This is a genomic window from Microbacterium sp. I2, from assembly GCF_051364985.1.
Classification (GTDB): domain Bacteria; phylum Actinomycetota; class Actinomycetes; order Actinomycetales; family Microbacteriaceae; genus Microbacterium.
Window position 1 is genome coordinate 58,877 of sequence record NZ_JBLWIH010000013.1, and the last position, 21,236, is coordinate 80,112.

23 protein-coding genes are annotated in these 21,236 nt (G+C 70.2%); 11 read left to right on the top strand and 12 right to left on the bottom strand.

Translation table 11 applies throughout. From position 1 onward, the window contains the following. Positions 1-27: 27 nt before the first annotated feature. On the bottom strand, positions 28-1,152 hold the full coding sequence (locus ACLKM7_RS12360) for an NAD(P)-binding domain-containing protein (RefSeq protein WP_436447464.1): 1,125 nt from the start codon (positions 1,150-1,152) through the stop codon (positions 28-30). A 134-nt stretch (positions 1,153-1,286) separates the two neighbouring features. On the opposite strand from ACLKM7_RS12360, the gene ACLKM7_RS12365 reads away from it, so the two are divergent. Both ACLKM7_RS12365 and ACLKM7_RS12370 read left to right on the top strand, forming a co-directional pair. Then, positions 1,287-2,894 carry a sodium-dependent transporter gene (locus ACLKM7_RS12365; RefSeq protein WP_436447465.1) on the top strand — a complete coding sequence of 536 codons (1,608 nt, stop codon included), beginning with the start codon at positions 1,287-1,289 and terminating at the stop codon, positions 2,892-2,894. After that, positions 2,891-3,058, top strand: a complete 168-nt coding sequence (locus ACLKM7_RS12370; protein ID WP_436447466.1) for a methionine/alanine import family NSS transporter small subunit — start codon at positions 2,891-2,893, stop codon at positions 3,056-3,058. The genes ACLKM7_RS12365 and ACLKM7_RS12370 overlap by 4 nt, the downstream gene beginning before the upstream one ends. A 42-nt stretch (positions 3,059-3,100) precedes the next feature. Here the strand turns inward: ACLKM7_RS12370 and ACLKM7_RS12375 are convergent, their stop codons facing one another. From ACLKM7_RS12375 to ACLKM7_RS12410, 8 genes are all read right to left on the bottom strand, one after another. After that, a complete protein-coding gene (locus ACLKM7_RS12375) occupies positions 3,101-3,880 on the bottom strand; it encodes an isocitrate lyase/PEP mutase family protein (protein WP_436447467.1) in 780 nt (259 codons plus the stop codon). Between the two features lie 43 nt (positions 3,881-3,923). Next, a complete protein-coding gene (locus tag ACLKM7_RS12380; RefSeq protein ID WP_436447528.1) occupies positions 3,924-4,319 on the bottom strand; it encodes a YchJ family protein in 396 nt (131 codons plus the stop codon). A 45-nt stretch (positions 4,320-4,364) separates the two neighbouring features. Beyond that, the gene (locus ACLKM7_RS12385; protein WP_436447468.1) at positions 4,365-4,730 is read right to left on the bottom strand and encodes a TraR/DksA family transcriptional regulator; all 366 of its coding nucleotides are present in this window, start codon (positions 4,728-4,730) and stop codon (positions 4,365-4,367) included. A gap of 49 nt (positions 4,731-4,779) precedes the next feature. Then, complete coding sequence (locus ACLKM7_RS12390; RefSeq protein ID WP_436447469.1) at positions 4,780-5,151, bottom strand: hypothetical protein; 372 nt, start codon at positions 5,149-5,151, stop codon at positions 4,780-4,782. Positions 5,152-5,435: 284 nt separating this feature from the next. Beyond that, positions 5,436-6,728, bottom strand: a complete 1,293-nt coding sequence (locus ACLKM7_RS12395; RefSeq protein ID WP_436447470.1) for a DUF6716 putative glycosyltransferase — start codon at positions 6,726-6,728, stop codon at positions 5,436-5,438. Then, positions 6,725-7,597 carry an N-acetylneuraminate synthase family protein gene (locus tag ACLKM7_RS12400; protein WP_436447471.1) on the bottom strand — a complete coding sequence of 291 codons (873 nt, stop codon included), beginning with the start codon at positions 7,595-7,597 and terminating at the stop codon, positions 6,725-6,727. The genes ACLKM7_RS12395 and ACLKM7_RS12400 overlap by 4 nt, the downstream gene beginning before the upstream one ends. Continuing rightward, positions 7,594-8,796, bottom strand: coding sequence for a cytidylyltransferase domain-containing protein (locus tag ACLKM7_RS12405; RefSeq protein ID WP_436447472.1), 1,203 nt, complete (start codon positions 8,794-8,796; stop codon positions 7,594-7,596). Before ACLKM7_RS12405 ends, ACLKM7_RS12400 begins: the two co-directional genes overlap by 4 nt. Further along, the gene (locus ACLKM7_RS12410; RefSeq protein ID WP_436447473.1) at positions 8,793-9,704 is read right to left on the bottom strand and encodes a hypothetical protein; all 912 of its coding nucleotides are present in this window, start codon (positions 9,702-9,704) and stop codon (positions 8,793-8,795) included. The genes ACLKM7_RS12405 and ACLKM7_RS12410 overlap by 4 nt, the downstream gene beginning before the upstream one ends. 301 nt (positions 9,705-10,005) lie before the next feature. Here ACLKM7_RS12410 and ACLKM7_RS12415 point away from each other — a divergent pair, with 301 nt between their 5' ends. The 5 genes from ACLKM7_RS12415 to ACLKM7_RS12435 all read left to right on the top strand — a co-directional run bounded on the left by ACLKM7_RS12415 (position 10,006) and on the right by ACLKM7_RS12435 (position 13,737). Continuing rightward, positions 10,006-10,458 carry a hypothetical protein gene (locus ACLKM7_RS12415; RefSeq protein WP_436447474.1) on the top strand — a complete coding sequence of 151 codons (453 nt, stop codon included), beginning with the start codon at positions 10,006-10,008 and terminating at the stop codon, positions 10,456-10,458. Continuing rightward, on the top strand, positions 10,451-11,374 hold the full coding sequence (locus ACLKM7_RS12420) for a 5'-3' exonuclease (protein ID WP_436447475.1): 924 nt from the start codon (positions 10,451-10,453) through the stop codon (positions 11,372-11,374). Before ACLKM7_RS12415 ends, ACLKM7_RS12420 begins: the two co-directional genes overlap by 8 nt. A gap of 82 nt (positions 11,375-11,456) precedes the next feature. Then, the gene (locus tag ACLKM7_RS12425) at positions 11,457-12,623 is read left to right on the top strand and encodes a sensor histidine kinase (RefSeq protein WP_436447476.1); all 1,167 of its coding nucleotides are present in this window, start codon (positions 11,457-11,459) and stop codon (positions 12,621-12,623) included. Beyond that, on the top strand, positions 12,620-13,291 hold the full coding sequence (locus ACLKM7_RS12430) for a response regulator transcription factor (RefSeq protein ID WP_436447477.1): 672 nt from the start codon (positions 12,620-12,622) through the stop codon (positions 13,289-13,291). Before ACLKM7_RS12425 ends, ACLKM7_RS12430 begins: the two co-directional genes overlap by 4 nt. A 140-nt stretch (positions 13,292-13,431) precedes the next feature. Continuing rightward, complete coding sequence (locus tag ACLKM7_RS12435) at positions 13,432-13,737, top strand: SHOCT domain-containing protein (protein WP_436447478.1); 306 nt, start codon at positions 13,432-13,434, stop codon at positions 13,735-13,737. A gap of 73 nt (positions 13,738-13,810) precedes the next feature. Here the strand turns inward: ACLKM7_RS12435 and ACLKM7_RS12440 are convergent, their stop codons facing one another. The 3 genes from ACLKM7_RS12440 to trpD all read right to left on the bottom strand — a co-directional run bounded on the left by ACLKM7_RS12440 (position 13,811) and on the right by trpD (position 16,484). Beyond that, on the bottom strand, positions 13,811-14,812 hold the full coding sequence (locus ACLKM7_RS12440; protein ID WP_436447479.1) for a PHP domain-containing protein: 1,002 nt from the start codon (positions 14,810-14,812) through the stop codon (positions 13,811-13,813). 30 nt (positions 14,813-14,842) lie between these two features. After that, entirely contained in the window at positions 14,843-15,334 is a 492-nt protein-coding gene (locus ACLKM7_RS12445; RefSeq protein WP_436447480.1) for an aromatic ring-opening dioxygenase LigA, read from the bottom strand. An 88-nt stretch (positions 15,335-15,422) separates the two neighbouring features. Beyond that, the gene (gene trpD / locus ACLKM7_RS12450; RefSeq protein WP_436447481.1) at positions 15,423-16,484 is read right to left on the bottom strand and encodes an anthranilate phosphoribosyltransferase; all 1,062 of its coding nucleotides are present in this window, start codon (positions 16,482-16,484) and stop codon (positions 15,423-15,425) included. A gap of 186 nt (positions 16,485-16,670) precedes the next feature. On the opposite strand from trpD, the gene ctaE reads away from it, so the two are divergent. The 4 genes from ctaE to qcrB are packed head-to-tail and all read left to right on the top strand — an operon-like array spanning position 16,671 to position 21,114. Beyond that, positions 16,671-17,315, top strand: a complete 645-nt coding sequence (gene ctaE / locus ACLKM7_RS12455) for an aa3-type cytochrome oxidase subunit III (protein WP_436447482.1) — start codon at positions 16,671-16,673, stop codon at positions 17,313-17,315. Between the two features lie 21 nt (positions 17,316-17,336). Continuing rightward, positions 17,337-18,140: a cytochrome bc1 complex diheme cytochrome c subunit gene (qcrC, locus tag ACLKM7_RS12460; protein ID WP_436447483.1), complete on the top strand. Its 804-nt coding sequence runs from the start codon at positions 17,337-17,339 to the stop codon at positions 18,138-18,140. A 35-nt stretch (positions 18,141-18,175) separates the two neighbouring features. Further along, a complete protein-coding gene (qcrA, locus tag ACLKM7_RS12465) occupies positions 18,176-19,255 on the top strand; it encodes a cytochrome bc1 complex Rieske iron-sulfur subunit (RefSeq protein ID WP_436447484.1) in 1,080 nt (359 codons plus the stop codon). Then, the gene (gene qcrB, locus ACLKM7_RS12470; protein ID WP_436447485.1) at positions 19,252-21,114 is read left to right on the top strand and encodes a cytochrome bc1 complex cytochrome b subunit; all 1,863 of its coding nucleotides are present in this window, start codon (positions 19,252-19,254) and stop codon (positions 21,112-21,114) included. Before qcrA ends, qcrB begins: the two co-directional genes overlap by 4 nt. The last annotated feature ends 122 nt before the right edge of the window (positions 21,115-21,236 follow it).

Below are 21,236 nucleotides of genomic sequence, written 5' to 3' on the forward strand. Positions count from 1 at the left end.
CCTTCGTCGTGTCGTGCGCTCTCGAGCCTATGCGGCGTCCGAGGCCTCCACAGGAGGCTCCAGCGCGGCGGCACCGTCCGCAGCGGCGATCGCCCGCACCGCATCCCGCCCTGCGCGGTTGGCCCCGACCGTGGACTGCGAAGGGCCGTAGCCGATCAGGAACAGGCGCGGCTCGTCGATCGAGCGCCCGTTGGCGACCCGGATGCCGCCGTCCGGCGTCCGCAGGTGCAGCGGTGCCAGGTGGCCCAATGCGGGGCGGAATCCGGTCGCCCACAGGATCGCGTCGGCCGGCTCGAAGCTTCCGTCGGGCATACGCACGCCCTCGGGCTCGATCGCGGTGAACATCGGATGCCGCACCAGAACGCCGCGAGCCTGAGCCGCGCGCGCCCACGGCGACCAGTGCATGCCCGTCACCGAGATGACACTGCCGGGCGGCAGACCGCGCCGCACGCGATCCTCGACGCCCGCGATCGCCGCCACCCGCGCCGGGACGTCGAACTCGTGGTCGATCCACTGCGGTTCGCGACGGGTGACCCATAACGTGTCGGCGACCCGCGAGATCTCGTCGAGCAGCTGCACGGCGGACACGCCTGCCCCGACGATGACGACGCGCTGCCCGGCGAACTCGTCCGCCGAGGTGTAATCCGCGGCATGCAGCTGACGCCCCGCGAAGCGCTCTCTGCCCGGATAGCGCGGCCAGAACGGGCGGGTCCAGGTGCCGGTCGCGTTGATCACGTGCCGAGCGCTCCACGACTCGAGGTCGGTCTCCACCAGGAGGCGACCCCGTGGGTCGTCGTCCGCCCGGCGCACGGCGCGCACGCTGACGGGCCTTCTGACCTCGAGCTCGAACCGCTGCTCATACTCGGCGAAGTAGGCCGGCAGCGCGTCGCGGCTGGCAGCGGCCGGGTCCGCCGGTGGCACCGCGAATCCGGGAAGCTCGTGGATGCCGTTGACCGTCGCCATCCGCAACGAGGGCCAGCGATGCTGCCACGCTCCCCCGGGCCGGTCGTTGGCATCCAGGACGACGAAGGTCCGATCGTCCGGGAGCGCCCTGCCCACGGGAACGAAGCCGCGCCGCTGCAGGTGGTATCCGGCCGAGAGCCCCGCCTGCCCCGCGCCGATCACGACGACGTCGACGGCAGCGGGCTCCATGCCGACCCCAACGACGGCGCCGCGTGGCGGATTCCCGGAGGCGGCCCGGGCTCTGGATTCCGGCTCGGCCGCGCTGCTAGCGTGCAAGAGCAACGGCCGGCCCTGCCGGCAGCACCGCAGAAGGGAACGATGACGTGACCGATGCCGAACGCTCCACCCCCACCGGAGCCACCGATGAGCGCCCGCGCGAGGAATGGACCGGCCAGGTCGGATTCATCCTCGCCGCCATCGGCTCGGCGGTGGGCCTGGGCAACATCTGGCGCTTCCCCGGCGTCGCGTACGAGAACGGCGGGGGCGCGTTCCTCATCCCCTACCTCGTCGCACTGCTGACCGCCGGCATCCCGATCCTCTTCCTCGACTACGCACTCGGGCACCGGTTCCGCGGCGCCGCGCCGACGGCGTTCCGCCGGATCGGACGCGCGGTCGGCCGCTGGACCGAGTCGCTCGGGTGGTTCCAGGTCGCGATCGCCTTCGTCATCGGGCTCTATTACACCGCCGTGATCGCGTGGGCCCTCAGCTACTTCGTCTTCTCGTTCGATCTGCGATGGGGCGATGATCCGGCGGGGTTCCTCACCGGCGAATACCTGCGCGTGGGCGAGCCCGGCATCAGCTTCGAGTTCGTGCCGAACGTGCTCATCCCTCTCGCGATCGTATGGATCGCCGCGATCGTGGTGCTGGCCGCCGGTGTGGCGAAGGGCCTGCAGCGGGTGAACGTCATCTTCCTTCCCCTGCTCGTCGTCGCGTTCTTGATCCTCGTGGTCCGCGCCCTGTTCCTCGACGGCGCCGCCGAAGGACTCAACGCTCTGTTCACACCTGATTGGGCCGCCCTCGGCGACCCCAACGTGTGGATCGCTGCCTACAGCCAGATCTTCTTCTCGCTGTCGATCGCGTTCGGCATCATGATCACGTACGCCTCGTACCGCCGCCGCCGTGCCAATCTGACCGCACCCGGGCTCGTCGTCGCGTTCGCGAACTCGTCGTTCGAGATCCTCGCCGGCATCGGCGTCTTCGCCACGCTCGGCTTCTTCGCTTTCCAGCAGGGCATCGCGGTCGCCGACCTGGAGGGTCTGACCGGCGTCGGACTGTCGTTCATCACCTTCCCGGCGATCGTGTCGCAGATGCCGGGCGGACCCTTGTTCGGCTGCCTCTTCTTCGGCTCGCTGGCGCTGGCCGGCTTCACGTCGCTCATCTCGGTGCTGCAGGTGGTCTCGGCCGCGATCCAGGAGAAATTCCGGCTGTCGCCGCGGGCCGCCGCCATCGGCGTCGGCGTCGTGTCAGCCGTGCTCTCGGTGCTCCTGTTCTCGACCACGACGGGCCTGCTCGCGCTGGACGTGACGGATCAGTGGGCGAACAACATCGGCATCGTGGCATCCGCCGTCATGATGACGATCCTCGTCATCTGGGTGCTCCGTCGCGGACCTGAGCTGCGCTATCACCTCAACGCCGTCTCGACGTTCAAGGTGGGACGCTTGTGGGTCGCCCTTGTCGGGGTCCTCGCGCCGGTGGTGCTGGGCTACATGCTCGTCTCCCGCATCATCGCGCTGATCGTGGACGGCTACGAAGGCATGCCGGGCTGGTATCTGCTGCTCTTCGGGTGGGGGACGATCGCGTTCATCGTCGTGGCGGCGATCGTGATGACGGCACTGAGATGGCGCGACTCCCCCGACGACTTCACGCCGTGGCCCGAGTATCCCCCGGTTGAGCGCGTCGCTTCGCAGACAGAGAGGAAGGTGTCGTCATGACTCCGCTCGCGATCACGTTCCTGGTGCTCGCCATCGTCGTCGTGTGGGGCGGTCTCGTGGCGAGCACGGTGTTCCTCAGCCGCAGGCCCGACGTCGCGGAGTACCCGCCAGGAGCCGTCGACGATCACCGCGAGGACGCGGCCCCGATCGAGCACGACACCTGATCGGCGCCTGCTGGGCGGGCGCGGTCGGGGTCGCGCGCGTCCTCAGTTGAGGTTGCGCGTCGAGGCCGGGATGATCCCGTCGCGGTAGAGGTCTGCGGCGACGTCCTGCAGCGCCGTGAGCGCGACCCGCTGCGGCATCGGGCCGTACGACACGCGGGCGACGCCGAGCGCCTCATACTCCGACGGCTGCAGCGTGCCGGGCAGTCCGATCACGCTGAGCTTGCGCTCGCCGATCCCCTCCACCAGCCGGCGGGTCACGTCGGCATCCAGGATGCCGGGCACGAAGACGAGGTCTGCCCCGGCGGCGAGGTAGGCCCTTCCGCGCTCGATCGCGTCGGCGACGGATGCCTCGACCGGGCGGTCGCCCGCGCGCACGAAGGCGTCGGTGCGGGCGTTCAGCACGAACGGGACGCCTTCCGCCTCACCGGCCGCGACGATCGCCTCGACCGCAGCGACGGCCTCCTCGAGCGGGCGCAGACGGTCCTCGACGTTGGCGCCGACGACTCCCTTGCCGATCGCCCGCCGCACGGTCTCGCCCGGGTCGCCGAAGCCGGCGTCGAGGTCGGCGCTGACGGGCAGGTCGCCCACAGCCTCGACGATGCGGCCGACCATGTCGAGCATGAGATCGAGCGGGATGTTCTCACCGTCGGCATACCCGAACGTGGCGGCGATGGAGTGGCCCGCGGTGGCGATGGCACGCGTCTCGGGGAGCGCCGCGATCGTCTTCGCCGACACGGCGTCCCACACGTTCACCACCCGGAGGATCTCGGGCGCGGAGTGCAGTCGAGCGAGGGTCTGTGCCTTGTCGGCCTGAGTGGTCATGGATCAACGCTAGCGGTCACCGGCGGGCCCGAGGCGATCGGCGTCAGGAGGTGATCTCAAGACCGTCGACATACCACCAGCTACCGCTCCGGCGCACGAACCGGCTGCGCTCGTGCAACTCTCCCCGCTCGCTGCCGCGGCGCCACGTCGCGCGGAATTCCACCGTGCCGCGCGCGTCGTCCGGGCCGCCGTCGTGAGCCTGGACGATCTCCAGTCCGGTCCAGCGCAGCGCCGGGTCCAGCGCGAGGTCATCCGGCCGTGTGCCCGGATGCCAGGACGCGGCGAGGTGGCGCGCGTCGCCCACGACGAACGCGGTGTACCGCGAGCGCATGAGTCGTTCTGCTGTGGGGGCCGGTTCTCCGCCGAGCACGGGGCCGCAGCATCCGCCGAAACTCACGCCGCTCCCGCAGGGACAGGCGGACGCGGACCCGACGCGGATGAAGCCCTCACCGGGCGCGCGCGAAGCCGCTGCACCGAACGACACTCACGCACCGGCCTTCTCGGCGCACGTGACGCATCGGGTCGCGAATGGGCGGGCACGCAGTCGCGCGATCGGGATGCCGCGACCGCAGTCGGCGCAGACGCCGTACGTGCCGGCTTCCCACCGCTGCACGGCATCGTCGATCTCGGCGATCTCGCGTCGCGCCGCCTCCTGGAGCCCGACAGCGCGCGCCCATTCGCCCGAGAGCGTCACGCCCTCGGGGTCGTGCTCGTCGTCGGCCACCGCCGAGCCGCGATCCTCCCGGAGTTCGGCGATGGTGGCGTCCATCGCGACAAGACGCGTGTTCGCGTCCTCGCGGAGCTCGTCGAGGAGTTCGCGGAGCTCGCTCCGATGGGCAGCGGTCGTCATCGCACGAGGGTACGCCCGATGCCGATCGTCCCGTGGGCGACGAGCCGCATCATTCCGAGACCTCGACCGTGAAGGTCACGTCCTGGATTCCGCCGTTCTCGTTCGACAGGACGACAGTCGTGCTGCCGGGGGCGAGCGCTTGGACACCGGGGTTGAACGTCGCGCCGCCATCTTCGTGACCGGGAACGAATTCCGCGACCTCGGAGTCCTCGACCTCGCCTCGGTAGCTGTCGACGGCCAGATCGCCGGTGTTGATGTTGAGCACCTGCCCGACCACGAGGTCCACGGTGTCGCCCTGCAGTGACCCCGCGTCACGCGTCACCGGCGCGACGACGGGCGCCGAGGAGGCGCACCCGGCGAGAATCAGCGCTGAACCGGCCAGGGCCAGGGCGAGAACGCCCCCGTGCTTCCATATCGTCATGCGGTCATGATGGCAGGCGGTCGTCCGCACGGCCAGCATGCGGCGAACGTCGGGGCGGGCCATAAGAATCTCACAGGTCCCGATGGAATCCTGACGACGGCGTCGCGGAAGGGATACCCGAGTCCCGCCGTCGGCGTCCACGGCGCTGCGTCGCGCGGACCCCTCTCTCGCGCCCGACCCCCGGGGGCACGCGAGGTGGTCTCACCGGCCGGCCCCGGGGCCGGCGATCCGCGATCCCCCCCGCGCGGTCGCCGGCTTCTCCCGGACCGCGATCTGCTGCCACCTCATCGTGCGTGCTCGGCGCGCACGCGCGGCACGAGCGTCCGTCGAGCACGCTGCACCGATCGCACGACCGCGCGCACCGGCAGCCCGATGGCGTAAGCGAAAGCGCCGGACGCCGATGTGTCGCTGCGTCCCAATGCGACCCGCCGCTCCCACGCGTCGCGGAGTGCTCCGCCACGTCGCGCGAGCGACGGGCGCGGCGCGAGCGCGCCCGCGCGTCGCCGCGCGATCAGGTCCGAGGTCGCCTGCTCCCAGTCGTCCGCGTCGGAGGGATGGAAGTAGTTGTCGTCGAGCCAGCGGAGGGCCGGATGCCGCAGCCGACGCGCCACGACGTCCTCTTCACTGCCGAGCAGACCGGCATCGGCGAGCGTCTCGTTGATGAGCGCTCGCGACACGCCGAACGTGTCGAGCGCGATCACCGGGAGGCCGCGGGCGATCGCCTCGATCGCCGCGGTCGAGCTGACGGTGACGAGCCCCTCAGCCGTCGCGAGCGCGACGTTCATCGGGGACGTCGAGGTGACCAGATTCGCCGGGAGCGGACCGAGGGTCGAGAGCAGCTCCGGGTACCCGTCGTGCTCGACGTGCGTCTGCTGCTCCCCCGCGGCGGCCCGCAGCTTCACCACGACCCGCCGTGACGGATCCGCCTCGGCCGCACGGACGAGCATGCGTGCCACGCGGAGGCGATCCGCCCGGGTGGCCGGCACACGGGCCTGCGCGGCGAACACGAGGTCGGAGCCTGATTGCTCTCCGGCCACTCCCGCCCCGCTCTGCGTGGAGGTGCGGGCGAACGGCAGCGTGGCCAGTGCGAACCTCGCGCCGAAGCCGGTCCGCTCCGACAGGGCGGTGAACTCGCGCAGCTCGCGACGCGAGTGCACGACGAACAGGTCGCACTGGGTGCGGTAGACGAGCGCCTTGCGGGTGGCCGGGATCGAGATGCCGGGAAGCCCCGTCACGACGACGGGCCGCGGTCGCAGCGCGGCCACGTCGCGCGCCAGCACGCGGACGAGCGGCCCGCGCGCCGCCACGAGCACGGCATCGGGACGCAGTCGGCGCAGACGTTCCGACAGGCGTGAGTACTCGATGCGCTCGACCCGCTCGGGTGCGAGGCCGGAACCGCTCAGCGCCGCCGCGCGCTGAGCCTCGCTCACGACGAGCGGCGTCTCGAGCACGAGCAGCGTGGCATCCCAGCGGTCCGCGGCGCCGCCGATCAGGGCGGCCGACCATTTCACGTACGAGTCGGTGTCGGCGATGGCGACGATCCGCAACCGCCCGCCGCCGGGAAGAGCGGCCGTCACGCGGGGACGCGGCGCAGCTTCGCCATCGGTGCGAGCTCGCTCTGATAGACGCGCTTGACCCCGTCGCCGAGCGCCGACTCGATCACGCGGATGTCGCGGACGAGGTGCTGCAGGCCGGTGGGCTCGAGCGATGCGGCGTGGTCGGAGCCCCACATCGTCCTGTCCAGGGTGATGTGACGCTCGACCGCGACCGCTCCCAGCGCGATCGCCGCGAGCGAGATCTGCAGGCCGCGCTCGTGACCCGAGTATCCGACGGGCACGCCGGGGAAGCGCTCGCGCAGCGCCGGGATCATCCGCAGGTTCGCCTCGCCGGGCTCCATCGGGTACGTGGACGTGGCGTGCATCAGCAGGAGCCGCTCGGTGCCGAGCACATCGATCGCGGCGTCGATCTCGTCCATCGTCGACATGCCGGTCGAGAGGATGACGGTCTTGCCGGTGTCGCGCAGCGCCCGCAGCAGGTCGTGATCGGTCAGCGACGCGGAGGCCACTTTGTGGGCGTGCACGCCCAGGTCCTCCAGGAACGCGACGCTCGGCTCGTCCCACGGCGAGGCGAACCACTCCAGGCCCCGCAGCATCGCGTGATCGGAGATCTCGATGTACTGGTCGCGGTCGAACTCGACGCGGTACCGGTACTCGAGGTAGGTCATCGTCCCCCACGGCGTCTCGCGCGGGATGTCGCGCATGTGCTCGGGGGTCGCGATCTCGGGCGTGCGCTTCTGGAACTTCACCGCGTCCGCGCCGGCGTCGGCCGCGACGTCGATGAGGCGCTTGGCCAGCTCCACATCGCCGTTGTGGTTGAGCCCGATCTCGGCGATGACGTAGGCGGGGCGTCCGCCGCCGATGACGCGGGAACCGATCGTGACGGTCATGATGTCTCCTGTGATGCGGTGAAGGGGTCGGTCAGGGTGCGTACGGCCGGGCGTGCGGCGAGCACGCGTTCGGCCAGATCCCGCACGGCGCCGTCGCCACCGGGACGGTCCAGCACCACACGAGCGGCGGCGAGGACGAGCGGATGGGCGTCGGGCACGGCCACCGGCCATCCGACGATCTCCAGGCACGGCAGGTCGTTGACGTCGTTGCCGAGGTAGGCGATGCGAGACAGCGGGATGCCGCGCGTCGTGGCCCACGCGCGCAGCGCGGTCGCCTTGTCGGCGGCGTTCTGGACCACCTCGACGCCGAGCTTGCGTCCCCGGGCGGCGACGACCGGATTGGCCTCGGTCGACAGGATCAGCAGCGGGATGCCGGCCGCCCGCAGCAGCGACACCCCCATGCCGTCTGCTCGGCTGACGGTGACGGCCTCGACCCCTGCCTGGTCGACGCGCACCGTGTCGTCGGTGTGCACGCCGTCGAAGTCGGTCACGATCGCGTCCGCCAGCACCGGCGCGGACCGGTCCACGAGCGGTGCGAGGGCGCGTGCCACTTCGAGCTCGTCGGTCGTGTCGATCTCTATCGCGGTGCGCGGCTCGACCTCGGCGATGCCGACGCTGCCGAAGAAGCGATGGCCGCTCGCGCGGAATCCGGCGGCGCGCATCACGTAGAAGGCGCCGGTCTCGAGGTAGTGGGGATCGCGGTCCTGACGCCTCGGCCGCACATCCATGTCGTGGTTGACCGCCTCGGCGGCGCCGCCCACGCCCTTCTCCCACAGGAAGCCGTACGTCTCGATCGCGGAGAAGACGCTGTCGCGCCGCCGCGAGCGGACCAGCTGCACCGCATCGGCCAGCGCGTCGACGTCGATGAAGGGCGACGTCGGCTGTAGGAAGGCGATCACGCCCGCCTCGACACCCCGCGTCTCCAGCTCGCCCATCGCGTGCAGCAGTGCGCTCTCGGACGACGCGCCGTCGTCGGCCAGGCGAACCGGCCGCTCCACGATCTCGGCGCCCCATTCGGCGGCGACCGCGGCAATGTCGGAGTCATCGGTGGTGACCACCACGCGGTCGATCGCCGCGCAGCGCTGCGCGGCGTCCACCGCCCGCGCGACGAGGGGAACTCCGCCCACACGCCGCAGGTTCTTGCGTGCGATCCCCTTTGATCCCCCCCGCGCGGGGATGATCGCGACGACTTCGCTCATGCCGTCACCGTCCGCGTCGCCCCGCGTCGTGCGGAGGCGTGAAGCCGGGAACCCGTACCGGCCAGGACGAGCGGAATCGTGGTGGTCGTGCTGGAGGGCAGAGTGTGGATCTCGAGAGGCACGCGCGCGCCCGCGAGCACCAGCTCGACAGGAAGCCGCGTCTCGAGGATGCGGATCCCGGCCAGGACGGCGACCGCGTCCAGCTGCTCAGGCGTCTCACGACGATGCGGCAGGTAGACCGCACCTTCGGCCGCGGCATCCGCCACCCATGCCAGGTAGTCGGCGAGCGGCATCCGTCCGTCGACGGGTCGCGCGCTGCCCAGGACGATGCGCCGCCCGAGCTCGGGTGCCGCCGGCGCGGTGGCACGCGTCCACGCGAAGTCGTGACGGCGGATGCTGAAACCGCGGTCCGACAGCGCGTCGAGGCGGTCCGCTCCGAGGTCGAACGCGGTGAACATACCGGCACGGCGGGCCGCCGCACGCCGGCGCACCACCTCCGCGGCGAACGGCGCCGCGATCGTGGTGAGACCGCGCTCGACGACGGACGGGCGGGCATACGGCCGACGTCCCAGCAGCGTGTCGGCGTATGCGAGCGCGAGGGCGCCGTCGTCGAGGAAGGTGATCCGGCGCGGGCGCAACACGCTCGCGGCGAGGCGGAACTGGCCCGAGAACCCATCACCGACCAGCCAATGGCCGTGCCGCGCCAGGAGGCTCCAAGGAATGCCGAGATAGGGCTCGAGCGCGCCGAAACGGGCCCCTCGCGCGACGAGCTCGTCGGCGGTCTCGGAGATCTGCGGCGTGAGCCGGCCGGCGACGGGAACCGAGGTGCCATTCGAGGCGGCCCACTCGGCGGCGCCGAGCAGCTGGAGCGGTGATTCGACCCACGCCAGAACGTCGTCGGTGCCCATGTCGCCTCCTTCACGGCTGAGTGCGGGGTGCACGCTCTCGCGCGCCGTCTCACCACGGTGCGCGGGAGATGTGAACAAGACGGGTGCCGACAGGCGACCGGATGTCGGCCGGCAGGTGAACGGGAGGTGCCCCGCTGCAGCCGACTCTCCGACGCGCATGCGTCCGAGCCGCGTGCCAGGATGAAGCGGTGACCGACCGCCTCATGCTGCTCGACTCCGCGTCCCTGTACTCGAGCAATGACACGTTCTCGGCGTGCACACGGCGCACGAGCACCACTGGGCGCGCGCGAGAATGTCCGATATGAGCTCCCTGCCAGACGATCCCCACGCAGTCGCTGGGCGTCTGCGCGTCGCACTCGACCCGCTCATGACGTCGCACGGCTTCGCCGCTGGGCAGGCGGGCTCGTCCGCGTCCGAAGTCGGGGTTGTCTACTGCTCGGAGCACCGCGACTTCCGCCGCCGATTTCCGACTCTCGCGCCGAGCATCGAGTACTCGGATGACGGCGCATGCACGGACCTCAACGTCTATGTCGCTCTGAACAGCCCCGCCCACCTTCGGGAGATTCACCTCGACGGGCATCGCCTCGATGAACTCGCCCACGACGTCGGGCGGGACGACCTACGCGAGCACATCGGACGTCTCGACGCCGAGCCGCTCAACGAGGGCATTGCCCATCTGCGGGAAGTGCTGACGGCGATCCTCTCGACCGCTTCTCAAACGTCCGACCTCGACGACAGGGACCGAAATGCCTGATCGGCTGATGCTTCTTGACAGCGCCTCGCTGTACTTCCGCGCCTTCTACGGCGTGCCCGACACGGTGCGGGCACCCGACGGCACGCCGGTGAACGCGGTGCGAGGATTCCTCGACATCATCACGCGGCTCATCACGACGTACCGGCCCACACATCTCGTCGCGTGCTGGGACGACGACTGGCGGCCGCAGTGGCGCGTCGACCTGATCCCGACCTACAAGACCCACCGGGTGGCCGAGGTCGTCGCCGTCGGTCCCGACATCGAGGTCGTGCCCGACCCGCTCGAGGTGCAGGTGCCCGTCATCCGCGACACGCTCGACGCGCTGGGCCTGCGGATCATCGGCGCGCCCGCGCACGAGGCCGACGACGTCATCGGCACACTCGCGACGACGGCGACCATGCCCGTCGACATCGTGACGGGCGACCGCGACCTGTTCCAGCTCGTCGAAGACGCGCGCGACGTGCGCGTCATCTACACCGCACGCGGCATGAGCAACCTCGAGGTCGTCACCGACGCGACCGTCGTCGCGAAGTACGGCGTGTTGCCCGGGCAGTACGCCGACTTCGCGACCCTCCGCGGCGACTCGTCCGACGGTCTGCCGGGTGTCGCGGGCATCGGAGACAAGACGGCCGCGGGCCTGCTGGCAGCCCACGGCGACCTCGCCGGCATCCTGGCAGCTGCCGAGGCGGGCGAGGGGATGTCGGCCGGAGTGCGCGCGAAGCTGCTCGCGGGTCTGCCCTACCTCGCGGTCGCACCGCAGGTGGTGGCCGTCGTGCGGGACCTGCCGCTCACCGTGCCCGATACACGGCTGCGGCCACTCGACGACGATGGCAAGGCGGATGCCACGTCTCTGGCCGAGCGGTGGGCACTGGGCACCGCTATGACTCGCATCGTCGCCGCGCTCGACACTTTCTGACCACGCCGTACTCCCGCGGGAGTACCGCGGAGCGTCCTGCCGTCAGATTCCACGCAGACGAGCCCGGCGTACGATCGTGCCCATGCCAGGCCGCACGTGGGACGAGTCCGGTCCGCGCTTCCGGCGATCGACGGCGGTCGGGCTGCTGGTCCCGGTCGTCGTCTCGCTGCTGGTCCAGGTGCCTGGCACGATCGGCGCCTCGTGGTGGCAGCACGTGCCGCTGCCGGCCGCCCTGACGAGCATCGCCCTGGCCGCGGCATCCGCTCTCGCGCTGCTGGCCGCCCGCCGCTGGCCCGGCCCCACGATCGCGGTCGTGGCGGCGCTCGTCACGGTCGACCTCTTCGTCCCGCCCGTGTTCGGGCCACCGCCGGTCGCGCTCGCCTTCGCGATCATCGGGGCGGTGGTGCGCGGGGCCCGCATCTGGGCGCTCTCGGCTGTCGGCCTCGCCTGGCTCGCGGCGATCATCGGCGCCGAGCTGACCGCCTCCCAATGGCACCCGGTGCGGATCGCTGTCGCGACGCTCGCGCTGGCGGTCTGCTTCGCCATCGGCGAGGGGATCCGAGCGCGCACCCGCGGCACGGAGGAGCGGCGGGCGCAGCTGGCGGCCCGCCGGCGCGCCGCAGAACAAGAGGAACGCGCGCGCATCGCGCGCGAGCTGCACGACGTGCTCGCGCACTCGCTCAGCCAGATCGCCGTGCAGTCGGGCGTGGGGCTGCACCTGTTCGACCGCGAGCCCGAGCGCGCCCGCGAGGCCCTGTCGAACATCCGCTCGCTCAGTGCAACCGGACTCGACGAGGTGCGCGGTGTGCTCGCATTCCTGCGTGGTGACGAGGTGGGCGCGCCCGACACGGCTCCGCTCACACCTCAGCCGCAGCTGGCGCAGCTGCCGTCGCTGGTCGCGGGCCGCTCCGGGCTGGGGCTCACGGTCGCGCTCGAGGACCGCCTGGACGACGATGTGCCGGCCAGCGCCGTGCAGACCGTCGCGTACCGCATCGTCCAGGAGGCCCTCACGAACGTGGTCCGTCATTCGGCCGCGTCGCACGCGACCGTGACGGTCGCTCGCGACGGCGGCAGCCTCGTGCTGACCGTCACCGACGACGGCGCAGGCTTACCCGCCAACGCCGTCGAGCGGGGCGGCATGCGGGGAATGCGCGAGCGTGCCGAACTGGCCGGCGGCGGTCTCGAGGTCCGGAGCGGACCGCGGGGTACGAGCGTGGTCGCCCGCCTGCCGTGGGAGGGAGCGTCATGATCCGGGTCGCACTGGCCGACGACCACCAGCTCGTCCGCGCCGGATTCCGGGCACTGCTGGACTCGGAGCCCGACATCGAGGTCGTCGCCGAAGCGTCCGGCGGCCGCGAACTGGTCGCCTCGCTGCGACGCACGGCCGCAGACGTCGCGCTGGTGGACATCCGCATGCCCGACGGTGACGGACTGTGGGCGACCGAGCAGATCACCGCCGATCCGGAGCTCGCCGCCGTGCGGGTCGTGATCGTGACGACATTCGAGCTCGACGAATACGTCACCCGTGCCATCCTGGCCGGAGCGAGCGGGTTCCTCGTGAAAGACACCGAACCCGCCGACCTCATCCGCGCCGTGCGGGTCGTCGCCGGCGGCGACGCTCTCCTCTCGCCCGGCATCACCAGGCGACTCATCGAGCGCGCCGCGGCGGGAATGCGCCCGACGCCAGATGCCCGCGCGCTGGACGCGCTCACCGAGCGCGAGACGGACGTCCTGAGACTCGTCGCCGAGGGTCTGACGAACGAAGAGATCGGTGCGCGCCTGCACCTGTCGCCGCTGACGGCGAAGACGCACGTCTCGCGCATCATGCAGAAGCTGCACGCCCGCGACCGGGTGCGGCTGGTGATCCTCGCCTACGAGGCCGGGCTGGCAACTCCCGGCTGGCGTACGTCGCCCTGACCGCTGCGCGGTCTCCGTTACTCCGCACGGAGCAGCGCAAGTCACACCGAGCGGCGGATTCGCTCGCGGCGCGACTCGCTTTGACTGGCGGCATCCGGTCGTTCCGTCCTGGTCCGGCCGGCTCGAGAGAGGACACCCGCATGACTGCAACGCTCGCCACCGGGATGCTGGCGGCCCCGGTCGCCGCCCACTACGCCGGCCCGTGGGGGCCCGGCTGGTGGTTCCTGTTGATCCCGCTGTTCTGGATCGCCGTGTTCGCCGTGCTCTTCGCGATCTTCGGGCGGCGCTGGCGTCGCGCGGCCGACAACGGGTACGGTCCGCACGGCCGGCTGAGCCCCGCCCGCCAGGCCGAGGCGACGCTCGCCGAGCGCTTCGCGCGCGGCGACATCGACGAGACCGAGTATCGCGCGCGGCTCGAGGTCATCCGCACCAACGCCACGGGATGACGGATGCCGCGGCCCGCGCCGGGGGCTTCGCCCGCCGCGGGTCGCGGCGGCGATCTCTGGCGTGACGCGGCTGCTAGGCGTCGCGTGAGCGCCCGGTCCACGCGCGGAGCCGGTCCAGCTCCCACGTCGTGACGATGCGTTCGGGCGGAACGCCGATCCGCTCCGCCCGCTCGGCGCCGTAATCCAGCAGCGAGAGCTGCCCCGGAGCATGGGCGTCGGAATCGATGGAGAAGAGGCATCCGATCTCGAGAGCCAGTGCCATGAGCTCGTCGGGGGGATCCTGGCGCTCGGGTCGAGAGTTGATCTCGACCGCGACGCCGTTCTCGGCGCATGCCTCGAACACCGGCCGCGCGTCGAACGTCGAGGGTGGCCTGGTGCCGCGGGATCCTTCGACGAGGCGCCCGGTCACATGACCGAGCACATCCACGCGCGGGTTGGAGGCCGCGGCTACGAGCCGGCGCGTCATCGGCCCGCGCTCCATGCGCAGCTTCGAGTGTGCGGAGGCGACGACCACGTCGAGCTCGTCCAGCAGTTCCGGCTCCTGGTCGACCGTGCCGTCGTCGAGGATGTCGACCTCGATGCCCGAGAGCAGGGTGAACCCGTCGCCGCTCATGCCGCGGACCACCTCGAGCTGCGCGCGCAGCCGTTCCGGAGAGAGCCCGTTCGCGACCCGCAGTCGAGGCGAGTGGTCGGTGAGCGCCAGATACTCGTGCCCGAGGGCGCGTGCGGCCTCGACCATCAGGTCGATCGACGTGAGGCCGTCCGACCAGTCGCTGTGCGAGTGCAGGTCGCCGCGCAGCAGCCCCCGCAGCGTGGACGCCCGCTGGACGCCCGCGCGCTCGCGCAGGTCGGCCAGGTACGCCGGCACGCCTCCGGCCAGCGCCTCCTGGATCACGGCGAAGGTCGAGTCGCCCACGCCTTTGCGCCGGCGCAGCGACGCGGAATCGCGCAACTCGGAATCGGTCAGTCCCGCGATGGCGTCGGCCGCCGCACGGAAAGCCTTGGACTTGTACCGGGACGACCGCTCTCGCTCGAGGAGCGTCGCGATCTCGGTGAGCGCGTCGTGGGGATTCACTCGCCCTCCGGCTCGGGGATGCGTGCCACGTCAGACGACTCGCGCCGGCTTCACGACGACCGGCGCACCGGCCAGCCGGTGCAGCGCCCAGCCGAACATGATGGACAGGATGCCGATTCCGATGGCGAAGGCGGCGACTCCGAACGACACCACCGAGGTGAACAGCGATGCGCGCAGGAACGAAGCGTTCATCATGGTGGCGCGCAGCGGGTCGTCCTGGGGCAGCTCGGCGTACGTCTTGCCTTCGGACGCCTCCAGGGCGTGGTGCTGGATGATGTCGGCCTGCACGAACGCGGTGAACGGCCCCGCGACGGTCTGCCCCTGGAACGCCATCGCGTCGTCCGGGATCGTGATGCGCTCGGCCTGAAGCTGCGAGGACACCATGATCCAGACCACGATGCCGACGACGATCAGCACGATGCCCGCGAGGATCCCGAGGATCCCGACGACTTTGACTCCGCCGAGCGAACGTGCGGGTGGCTCGACGGATCCTTCCACGACGGCGGCGGTCTGATCGGTCATCGCGTCCTCCTGACGGTGGCTGTCCCCCGCCTCACGCTAGCGGGAGCAGGGGACGGCGTGGAAGACCGCCGTGGGCGGAGCCCGACGTTCAGCCGGCGAGTTCGCGCGTGGTCGCGACCCAGCGGTCGAGTGTCGCCGCCGCCGCGCCGTCGTCGATGGCGGCGGCAGCCTCGTCGCGCGCCTCGGCGAGCCGCTCGAGGATGGGCCTCTGCACCTCGGTCGCGTCACGGAACAAGCGATAGGCGACGATGCCGGCGGCGGCATTGAGCAGCACGATGTCGCGGACGGCACCCTGCTCGCCCTGCAGCACGCGCCGGACGACGGCGGCATTGTGCGCGGGGTCGCCGCCCAGCAGATCGTCGATCTCGGCGAGCGGGATCCCGAGGTCGCGCGGATCGAGGTCGTGCTCGTGCACGTCTCCCCGGCTGACCTCCCACAGACGGCTGTGCCCGGTCGTGGTGAGTTCGTCCAGCCCGTCGTCGCCGCGGAAGACCAGGGCGGTCGCGCCCCGCGTGCGGAAGACGCCGGTGATCAGTGGCACGCGATCCAGGTGGGCGACGCCCACCGCGTTCGCCTCGGCGCGCGCGGGGTTGCACAGCGGACCGAGGAAGTTGAACACCGTCGGCACGCCCAGTTCGCTGCGCGAGGGGCCCGCGTGCCGGAATCCGGGGTGGAACGCCGTGGCGAAGGCGAACGTGATCCCCGCTCGCGACAGGGTCTCGGCGACGGCCTCGGGCGAGAGCGTGAGGTCGACTCCGAGTGCGCCGAGCACGTCCGACGAGCCGGACGCGGAGCTCGCGGCCTTGTTGCCGTGCTTGACGACGGGGACACCGGATGCCGCCGCCACCAGCGCCGCCATCGTCGAGACGTTCACGGTGCCGAAGCGGTCGCCGCCGGTGCCGACGATGTCGAGCACAGCGGCATCCACCGGCAGGGGCAGCGCGGCCTCGAGGATCGCGTCGCGGAAGCCGACGATCTCGTCGACGGTCTCGCCCTTCGCCCGCAGCGCGAGCAGGAACCCCGACAGCTGCGACGGTGTCGCAGCGCCTGACATGATCTGGCGCATCGCCCACGTCGACTCCGAAACGCTCAGGTCGCGCCTCTCGAGCAGCGCCGTCAGGATCCCGGGCCAGGTGTAGAGCTCCGCCATAACCGAGAAGCCTAGCGGGGCCGCGAGATCGCAATGCGTCCGTGACACTGCGTCGCACTCGGTCCGATCCGGCGTGTTCACCGCACGTTCACGGCCGACTCGCGGTGTTCTCTTAGGGCGCCCTAAGTTCCGGAGGGGGCAAATACTGCCCTCCGATGCGAAAATCGCGGCGTCGCATCGGCCATAATGGGGTGTGTGACGACCTCCACAGCGACCTACTCCCAGGCCATGCGGTCCGTCAAGCGGCCGGATCCGGTCGCTGTCGGCACCATCGTGTGGCTCGGCAGCGAGGTGATGTTCTTCGCAGGCCTCTTCGCGATCTACTTCACTCTTCGCAGCACCTCCCCCGATCTGTGGGCCGAGAGCACGCAGCTGCTGAACGTCCCGTACGCCCTCGTGAACACCATCGTCCTGGTGCTCTCGTCGGTCACGTGCCAGATGGGCGTGTTCGCAGCCGAGCGGTTCCAGCCCTACACGGTGAAGTCGAACTCGTTCTGGCAGCGCTGGGGCATGGTCGAGTGGTTCTGGCTGACCTTCGCGCTGGGCGCGATCTTCGTCTCGGGCCAGGTGTGGGAGTATGCGCAGCTGGTCGCCGAGGGCCTGCCCATCAGCGCGAACGCGTACGCCTCGGCCTTCTACCTGACGACGGGCTTCCACGCCCTGCACGTCACCGGTGGTCTCATCGCCTTCCTGCTGGTGATCGGACGCGCCTACGCCGTCAAGAACTTCGGGCGCAAGGAGATGACGTCCTCGATCGTCGTGTCGTACTACTGGCACTTCGTCGACGTCGTCTGGATCGCCCTGTTCGCCGTCATCTATTTCCTGAAGTAAGAGCGGAGCTGATTCACCGACATGGCACGAGAGACCACGCGCCGCTCGAAAGGACGCCGGGGGCCCTGGGCCACCGCCGCGCTCATCGGCCTCGGGCTGCTGATCACCGGCGGCGTCTACGCCGGTGCCTCCGCCGCGATGGCGGCCACCACGCCGGAGACCAGCGTCGACTCGGCGCTCACCGTCGAGGACGGTGAGCGCCTGTTCCAGGCGAACTGCGCGACCTGCCACGGACTCGACGTCCAGGGCACGGAGGACGGCCCGTCCCTCTACGGCGTCGGCGAGCTCGCCGTCCACTTCCAGATGAGCACCGGCCGCATGCCGCTGCAGATGCAGGGTCCGCAGGCGCCGCAGAAGCCCGCCCAGTTCACGGACGAGCAGATCGCCGCGATCGGCGAGTACATCCAGTCGATCGCTCCCGGTCCCACGTTCCCCGACGAGGAAGTCCTGGACGGCGAGGGCAGCGCTGCCGAGGGCGGCGAGCTGTTCCGCATCAACTGCGCCATGTGCCATAACGTGGCCGGCGCCGGCGGTGCGCTGACCGAAGGCAAGTACGCCCCGGCGCTTCACGAGACGACTCCGCTCAACATGTACGCGGCGATGGTCACGGGTCCCCAGAACATGCCGGTCTTCAACGACATGACGCTGACGACCGAAGAGAAGCGCGACGTCATCACCTACCTGCTCTACCTGCAGGACAACCAATCGGCGGGTGGGTTCTCGCTCGGCTCGCTGGGCCCCGTGTCCGAGGGCCTCTTCATCTGGATCTTCGGGATCGGTTCGCTGATCGCACTGACCGTGTGGATCACGGCGAAGTCCAACTGATCACGAACGAACACGCAACACTGACGAGGAGCAGCATGGCACACGAGGACGACCCGCTCGAGCACGAGAGGGCTTCCTGGAAGCCCTCCCCCGGGCTCGCCGTCGCGGTGAACGACCCGGTGCGCAATCCGGAGCTCCCGCCGCACCGCGAGCGGATGACCGACAAGGACCCCGCCGCCATGAAGCGCGCGGTCCGCACCGTCTACACCCTCTTCTACCTGTCGATCGCCGGCAGCATCTGGGCCATCGCGGCGTACATGCTGTTCCCGATCGAGAGCGGCCGGATCATCGACATCCGCCACAACAACCTCTTCATCGGCCTGGGCATCGCACTCGCGCTGCTCGCGATCGGCATCGCCGCGATCCACTGGTCCAAGGCGATCGTCTCCGACAAGGAGTTCATCGAGCCCCGCCACGCGACGCGCGGGCGCGACTCGACCCGCGAGGCCGCCATCAAGGCGTTCGCCGACGCCGACGCCGAGTCCGGCTTCGGTCGCCGCGTGCTGATCCGCAACTCGATGATCGCGGCTCTGGTGGCCTCGATCGCGCCCGGCATCGTGCTGTTCCGAGGCCTGGCGCCGTTCAGCTCCCCCGAGCACCCGAACGCCGGCGATCCGGTCGCACTCCTCGAGCACACGATGTGGAAGGAGGGCATGCGTCTGGCGCACGACCCGAGCGGCGAGCCCATCCGCGCCGCCGACCTCACTCTCGGCTCGGCCGTGCACGTGATCCCTGAGGAGCTTGCGGCACTCTCGCACCACGACGGCTACCTCGAAGAGAAGGCCAAGGCCATCGTCCTGCTGGTGCGCCTGCTCCCGGAGCAGCTCACCGAGTCGGAGCAGCGGAAGGAGTGGTCGTACAACGGCATCGTCGCGTACTCCAAGGTGTGCACGCACGTCGGCTGCCCGGTCGCGCTGTACGAGCAGCAGACCCATCACCTGCTGTGTCCCTGCCACCAGTCGCAGTTCGATGTGACCGACCACGCGAAGGTCATCTTCGGACCGGCCGCCCGCCCGCTGCCGCAGCTGCCCATCACCGTCGATGACGAGGGCTACCTCGTCGCGCGCAGCGACTTCACCGAACCCGTCGGCCCGAGCTTCTGGGAGCGTCATTGAGTACCGCCACTCACCCCACCGAGAACGTCACTCGGGAGCCGGCCGTCTCCGACGGGCCGCTCCCGGCACGTGACAAGCCGCTGGGCGGCCGCTTCATCGGCGCCACCGCCAACTACATCGACGAGCGCACCAGTCTCTCCGGCTTCGTCAAGGAGCTCGGCCGCAAGATCTTCCCCGACCACTGGTCGTTCATGCTGGGTGAGATCGCCCTGTGGAGCTTCGTCGTCGTGCTCCTGTCGGGCACGTTCCTGACGTTCTTCTTCCAGGCGTCGATGGTCGAGACCCACTACACCGGCGCCTTCCTGCCGATGCGCGGCATCGAGATGTCCGCCGCGATGGCCTCGACCCTCGAGATCTCGTTCGACATCCGCGGTGGCCTTCTGGTCCGTCAGATCCACCACTGGGCTGCACTCGTGTTCGTCGCCGGCATCGGCGTGCACATGCTCCGCATCTTCTTCACCGGCGCGTTCCGCAAGCCTCGCGAACTCAACTGGGTGATCGGCTTCATCCTGTTCGTCCTGGCGATGGCGGAAGGATTCACCGGCTACTCGCTGCCGGACGACGTCCTCTCGGGCAACGGCCTGCGCATCATCGACGGCATGGTCAAGGGCATCCCGCTGATCGGCACCTGGACCTCGTTCCTGCTGTTCGGCGGCGAGTTCCCGGGCACGGCGATCGTGGGACGCCTCTACACGCTGCACATCCTGCTGCTGCCCGCCATCCTCGTCGCCCTGCTCGTGCTGCACCTGATGCTCATGGTCATCAACAAGCACACGCAGTTCGCGGGCCCGGCACGCTCGAACAGCAACGTCGTGGGCTACCCGATGATGCCGGTCTACATGTCCAAGATGGGCGGCTTCCTCTTCATCACGTTCGGTGTGATCGTGCTGATCGCGTCGCTGTTCACGATCAACCCGATCTGGAACTACGGCCCCTACGACCCGTCGCCGGTGTCGGCCGGTACGCAGCCGGATTGGTACATCGGCTTCGCCGACGGCATGCTCCGCCTCATCCCGCCGGGCTGGGAGTTCGTGTTCCTGGACCGCACGTGGTCGTTCAACATCCTCGTGCCGCTCGGCGTGATCGGCGTCTTCCTCGTCCTCGTGCTGATCTACCCCTTCATCGAGGCGTGGGTCACCGGCGACAAGCGCGAGCACCACATCGCCCAGCGCCCGCGCAACGCCGCGACCCGCACCGCGATCGGTGCCGCCGGCGTCACCCTGTATGCGGTCATGTGGGCTGCGGCATCGTCCGACATCATCGCGACCCACTTCTGGCTCACGATGGAGGGCGTCATCCACACCCTCCAGGCGCTGCTGATCGTCGGACCGATCATCGCGTACTTCGTCACCAAGCGGATCTGTCTCGCACTGCAGAAGAAGGACCGCGAGATCGCTCTGCACGGCTACGAGTCGGGCCGTATCGTCCGACTCCCCGGCGGCGAGTACATCGAGGTCCACCAGCCCGTCGACGAATACGACCGTTACAAGCTGGTCGACCACGAGATCTACGAGCCCCTCGTCGTACGGCCCAACGCCAAGGGACGCATCCCGTGGCATGAGAACCTGCGCGCGTCGATCTCGCGGTGGTTCTTCGAAGACCGCCTCTCCCCTGTCACCCAGGGCGAACTCGACGCGGCGCTGGCACACCAGCACCACTCGCTCGATCACATCGCCGCGGAGGAGGACGCCGAGCTGCAGGGCGCACACGAGCGCGCCGGTGTCCCGGATGCTCCTCACACCCCGATCGACGACGGCCGCAACTCCGAGACGGCCGTGCGCCCCTCGAACGTGATCGTCCCCGAAGCGGGGCCCGGCACCACGTCGCCGCGCAACCGCGACAAGGAGTCCGGAGAATAGGACGCACCGCGAACGAGCCGGATGCCCGGCACGACCCTCATCGGTCGTGCCGGGCATCGCTTGTTCCCGGAGCGCGGAGCCGTCCACAAACGGCAGGATTCCGCCGACCGATGTCGGCGACG

Excerpts from the sequence above, each read along its gene's own strand:
- ACLKM7_RS12375 (WP_436447467.1), bottom strand. The coding sequence starts at position 3,880 with ATGACCACTCAGGCCGACAAGGCACAGACCCTCGCTCGACTGCACTCC.
- qcrC (WP_436447483.1), top strand. The coding sequence starts at position 17,337 with ATGGCACGAGAGACCACGCGCCGCTCGAAAGGACGCCGGGGGCCCTGG.
- ACLKM7_RS12385 (WP_436447468.1), bottom strand. The coding sequence starts at position 4,730 with ATGACGACCGCTGCCCATCGGAGCGAGCTCCGCGAACTCCTCGACGAG.
- ctaE (WP_436447482.1), top strand. The coding sequence starts at position 16,671 with ATGGGGTGTGTGACGACCTCCACAGCGACCTACTCCCAGGCCATGCGG.
- ACLKM7_RS12415 (WP_436447474.1), top strand. The coding sequence starts at position 10,006 with ATGAGCTCCCTGCCAGACGATCCCCACGCAGTCGCTGGGCGTCTGCGC.
- ACLKM7_RS12400 (WP_436447471.1), bottom strand. The coding sequence starts at position 7,597 with ATGACCGTCACGATCGGTTCCCGCGTCATCGGCGGCGGACGCCCCGCC.
- ACLKM7_RS12360 (WP_436447464.1), bottom strand. The coding sequence starts at position 1,152 with ATGGAGCCCGCTGCCGTCGACGTCGTCGTGATCGGCGCGGGGCAGGCG.
- ACLKM7_RS12445 (WP_436447480.1), bottom strand. The coding sequence starts at position 15,334 with ATGACCGATCAGACCGCCGCCGTCGTGGAAGGATCCGTCGAGCCACCC.
- ACLKM7_RS12370 (WP_436447466.1), top strand. The coding sequence starts at position 2,891 with ATGACTCCGCTCGCGATCACGTTCCTGGTGCTCGCCATCGTCGTCGTG.
- ACLKM7_RS12410 (WP_436447473.1), bottom strand. The coding sequence starts at position 9,704 with ATGGGCACCGACGACGTTCTGGCGTGGGTCGAATCACCGCTCCAGCTG.
- trpD (WP_436447481.1), bottom strand. The coding sequence starts at position 16,484 with ATGGCGGAGCTCTACACCTGGCCCGGGATCCTGACGGCGCTGCTCGAG.
- ACLKM7_RS12420 (WP_436447475.1), top strand. The coding sequence starts at position 10,451 with ATGCCTGATCGGCTGATGCTTCTTGACAGCGCCTCGCTGTACTTCCGC.
- ACLKM7_RS12430 (WP_436447477.1), top strand. The coding sequence starts at position 12,620 with ATGATCCGGGTCGCACTGGCCGACGACCACCAGCTCGTCCGCGCCGGA.
- ACLKM7_RS12425 (WP_436447476.1), top strand. The coding sequence starts at position 11,457 with ATGCCAGGCCGCACGTGGGACGAGTCCGGTCCGCGCTTCCGGCGATCG.
- ACLKM7_RS12390 (WP_436447469.1), bottom strand. The coding sequence starts at position 5,151 with ATGACGATATGGAAGCACGGGGGCGTTCTCGCCCTGGCCCTGGCCGGT.
- ACLKM7_RS12405 (WP_436447472.1), bottom strand. The coding sequence starts at position 8,796 with ATGAGCGAAGTCGTCGCGATCATCCCCGCGCGGGGGGGATCAAAGGGG.
- qcrA (WP_436447484.1), top strand. The coding sequence starts at position 18,176 with ATGGCACACGAGGACGACCCGCTCGAGCACGAGAGGGCTTCCTGGAAG.
- ACLKM7_RS12435 (WP_436447478.1), top strand. The coding sequence starts at position 13,432 with ATGACTGCAACGCTCGCCACCGGGATGCTGGCGGCCCCGGTCGCCGCC.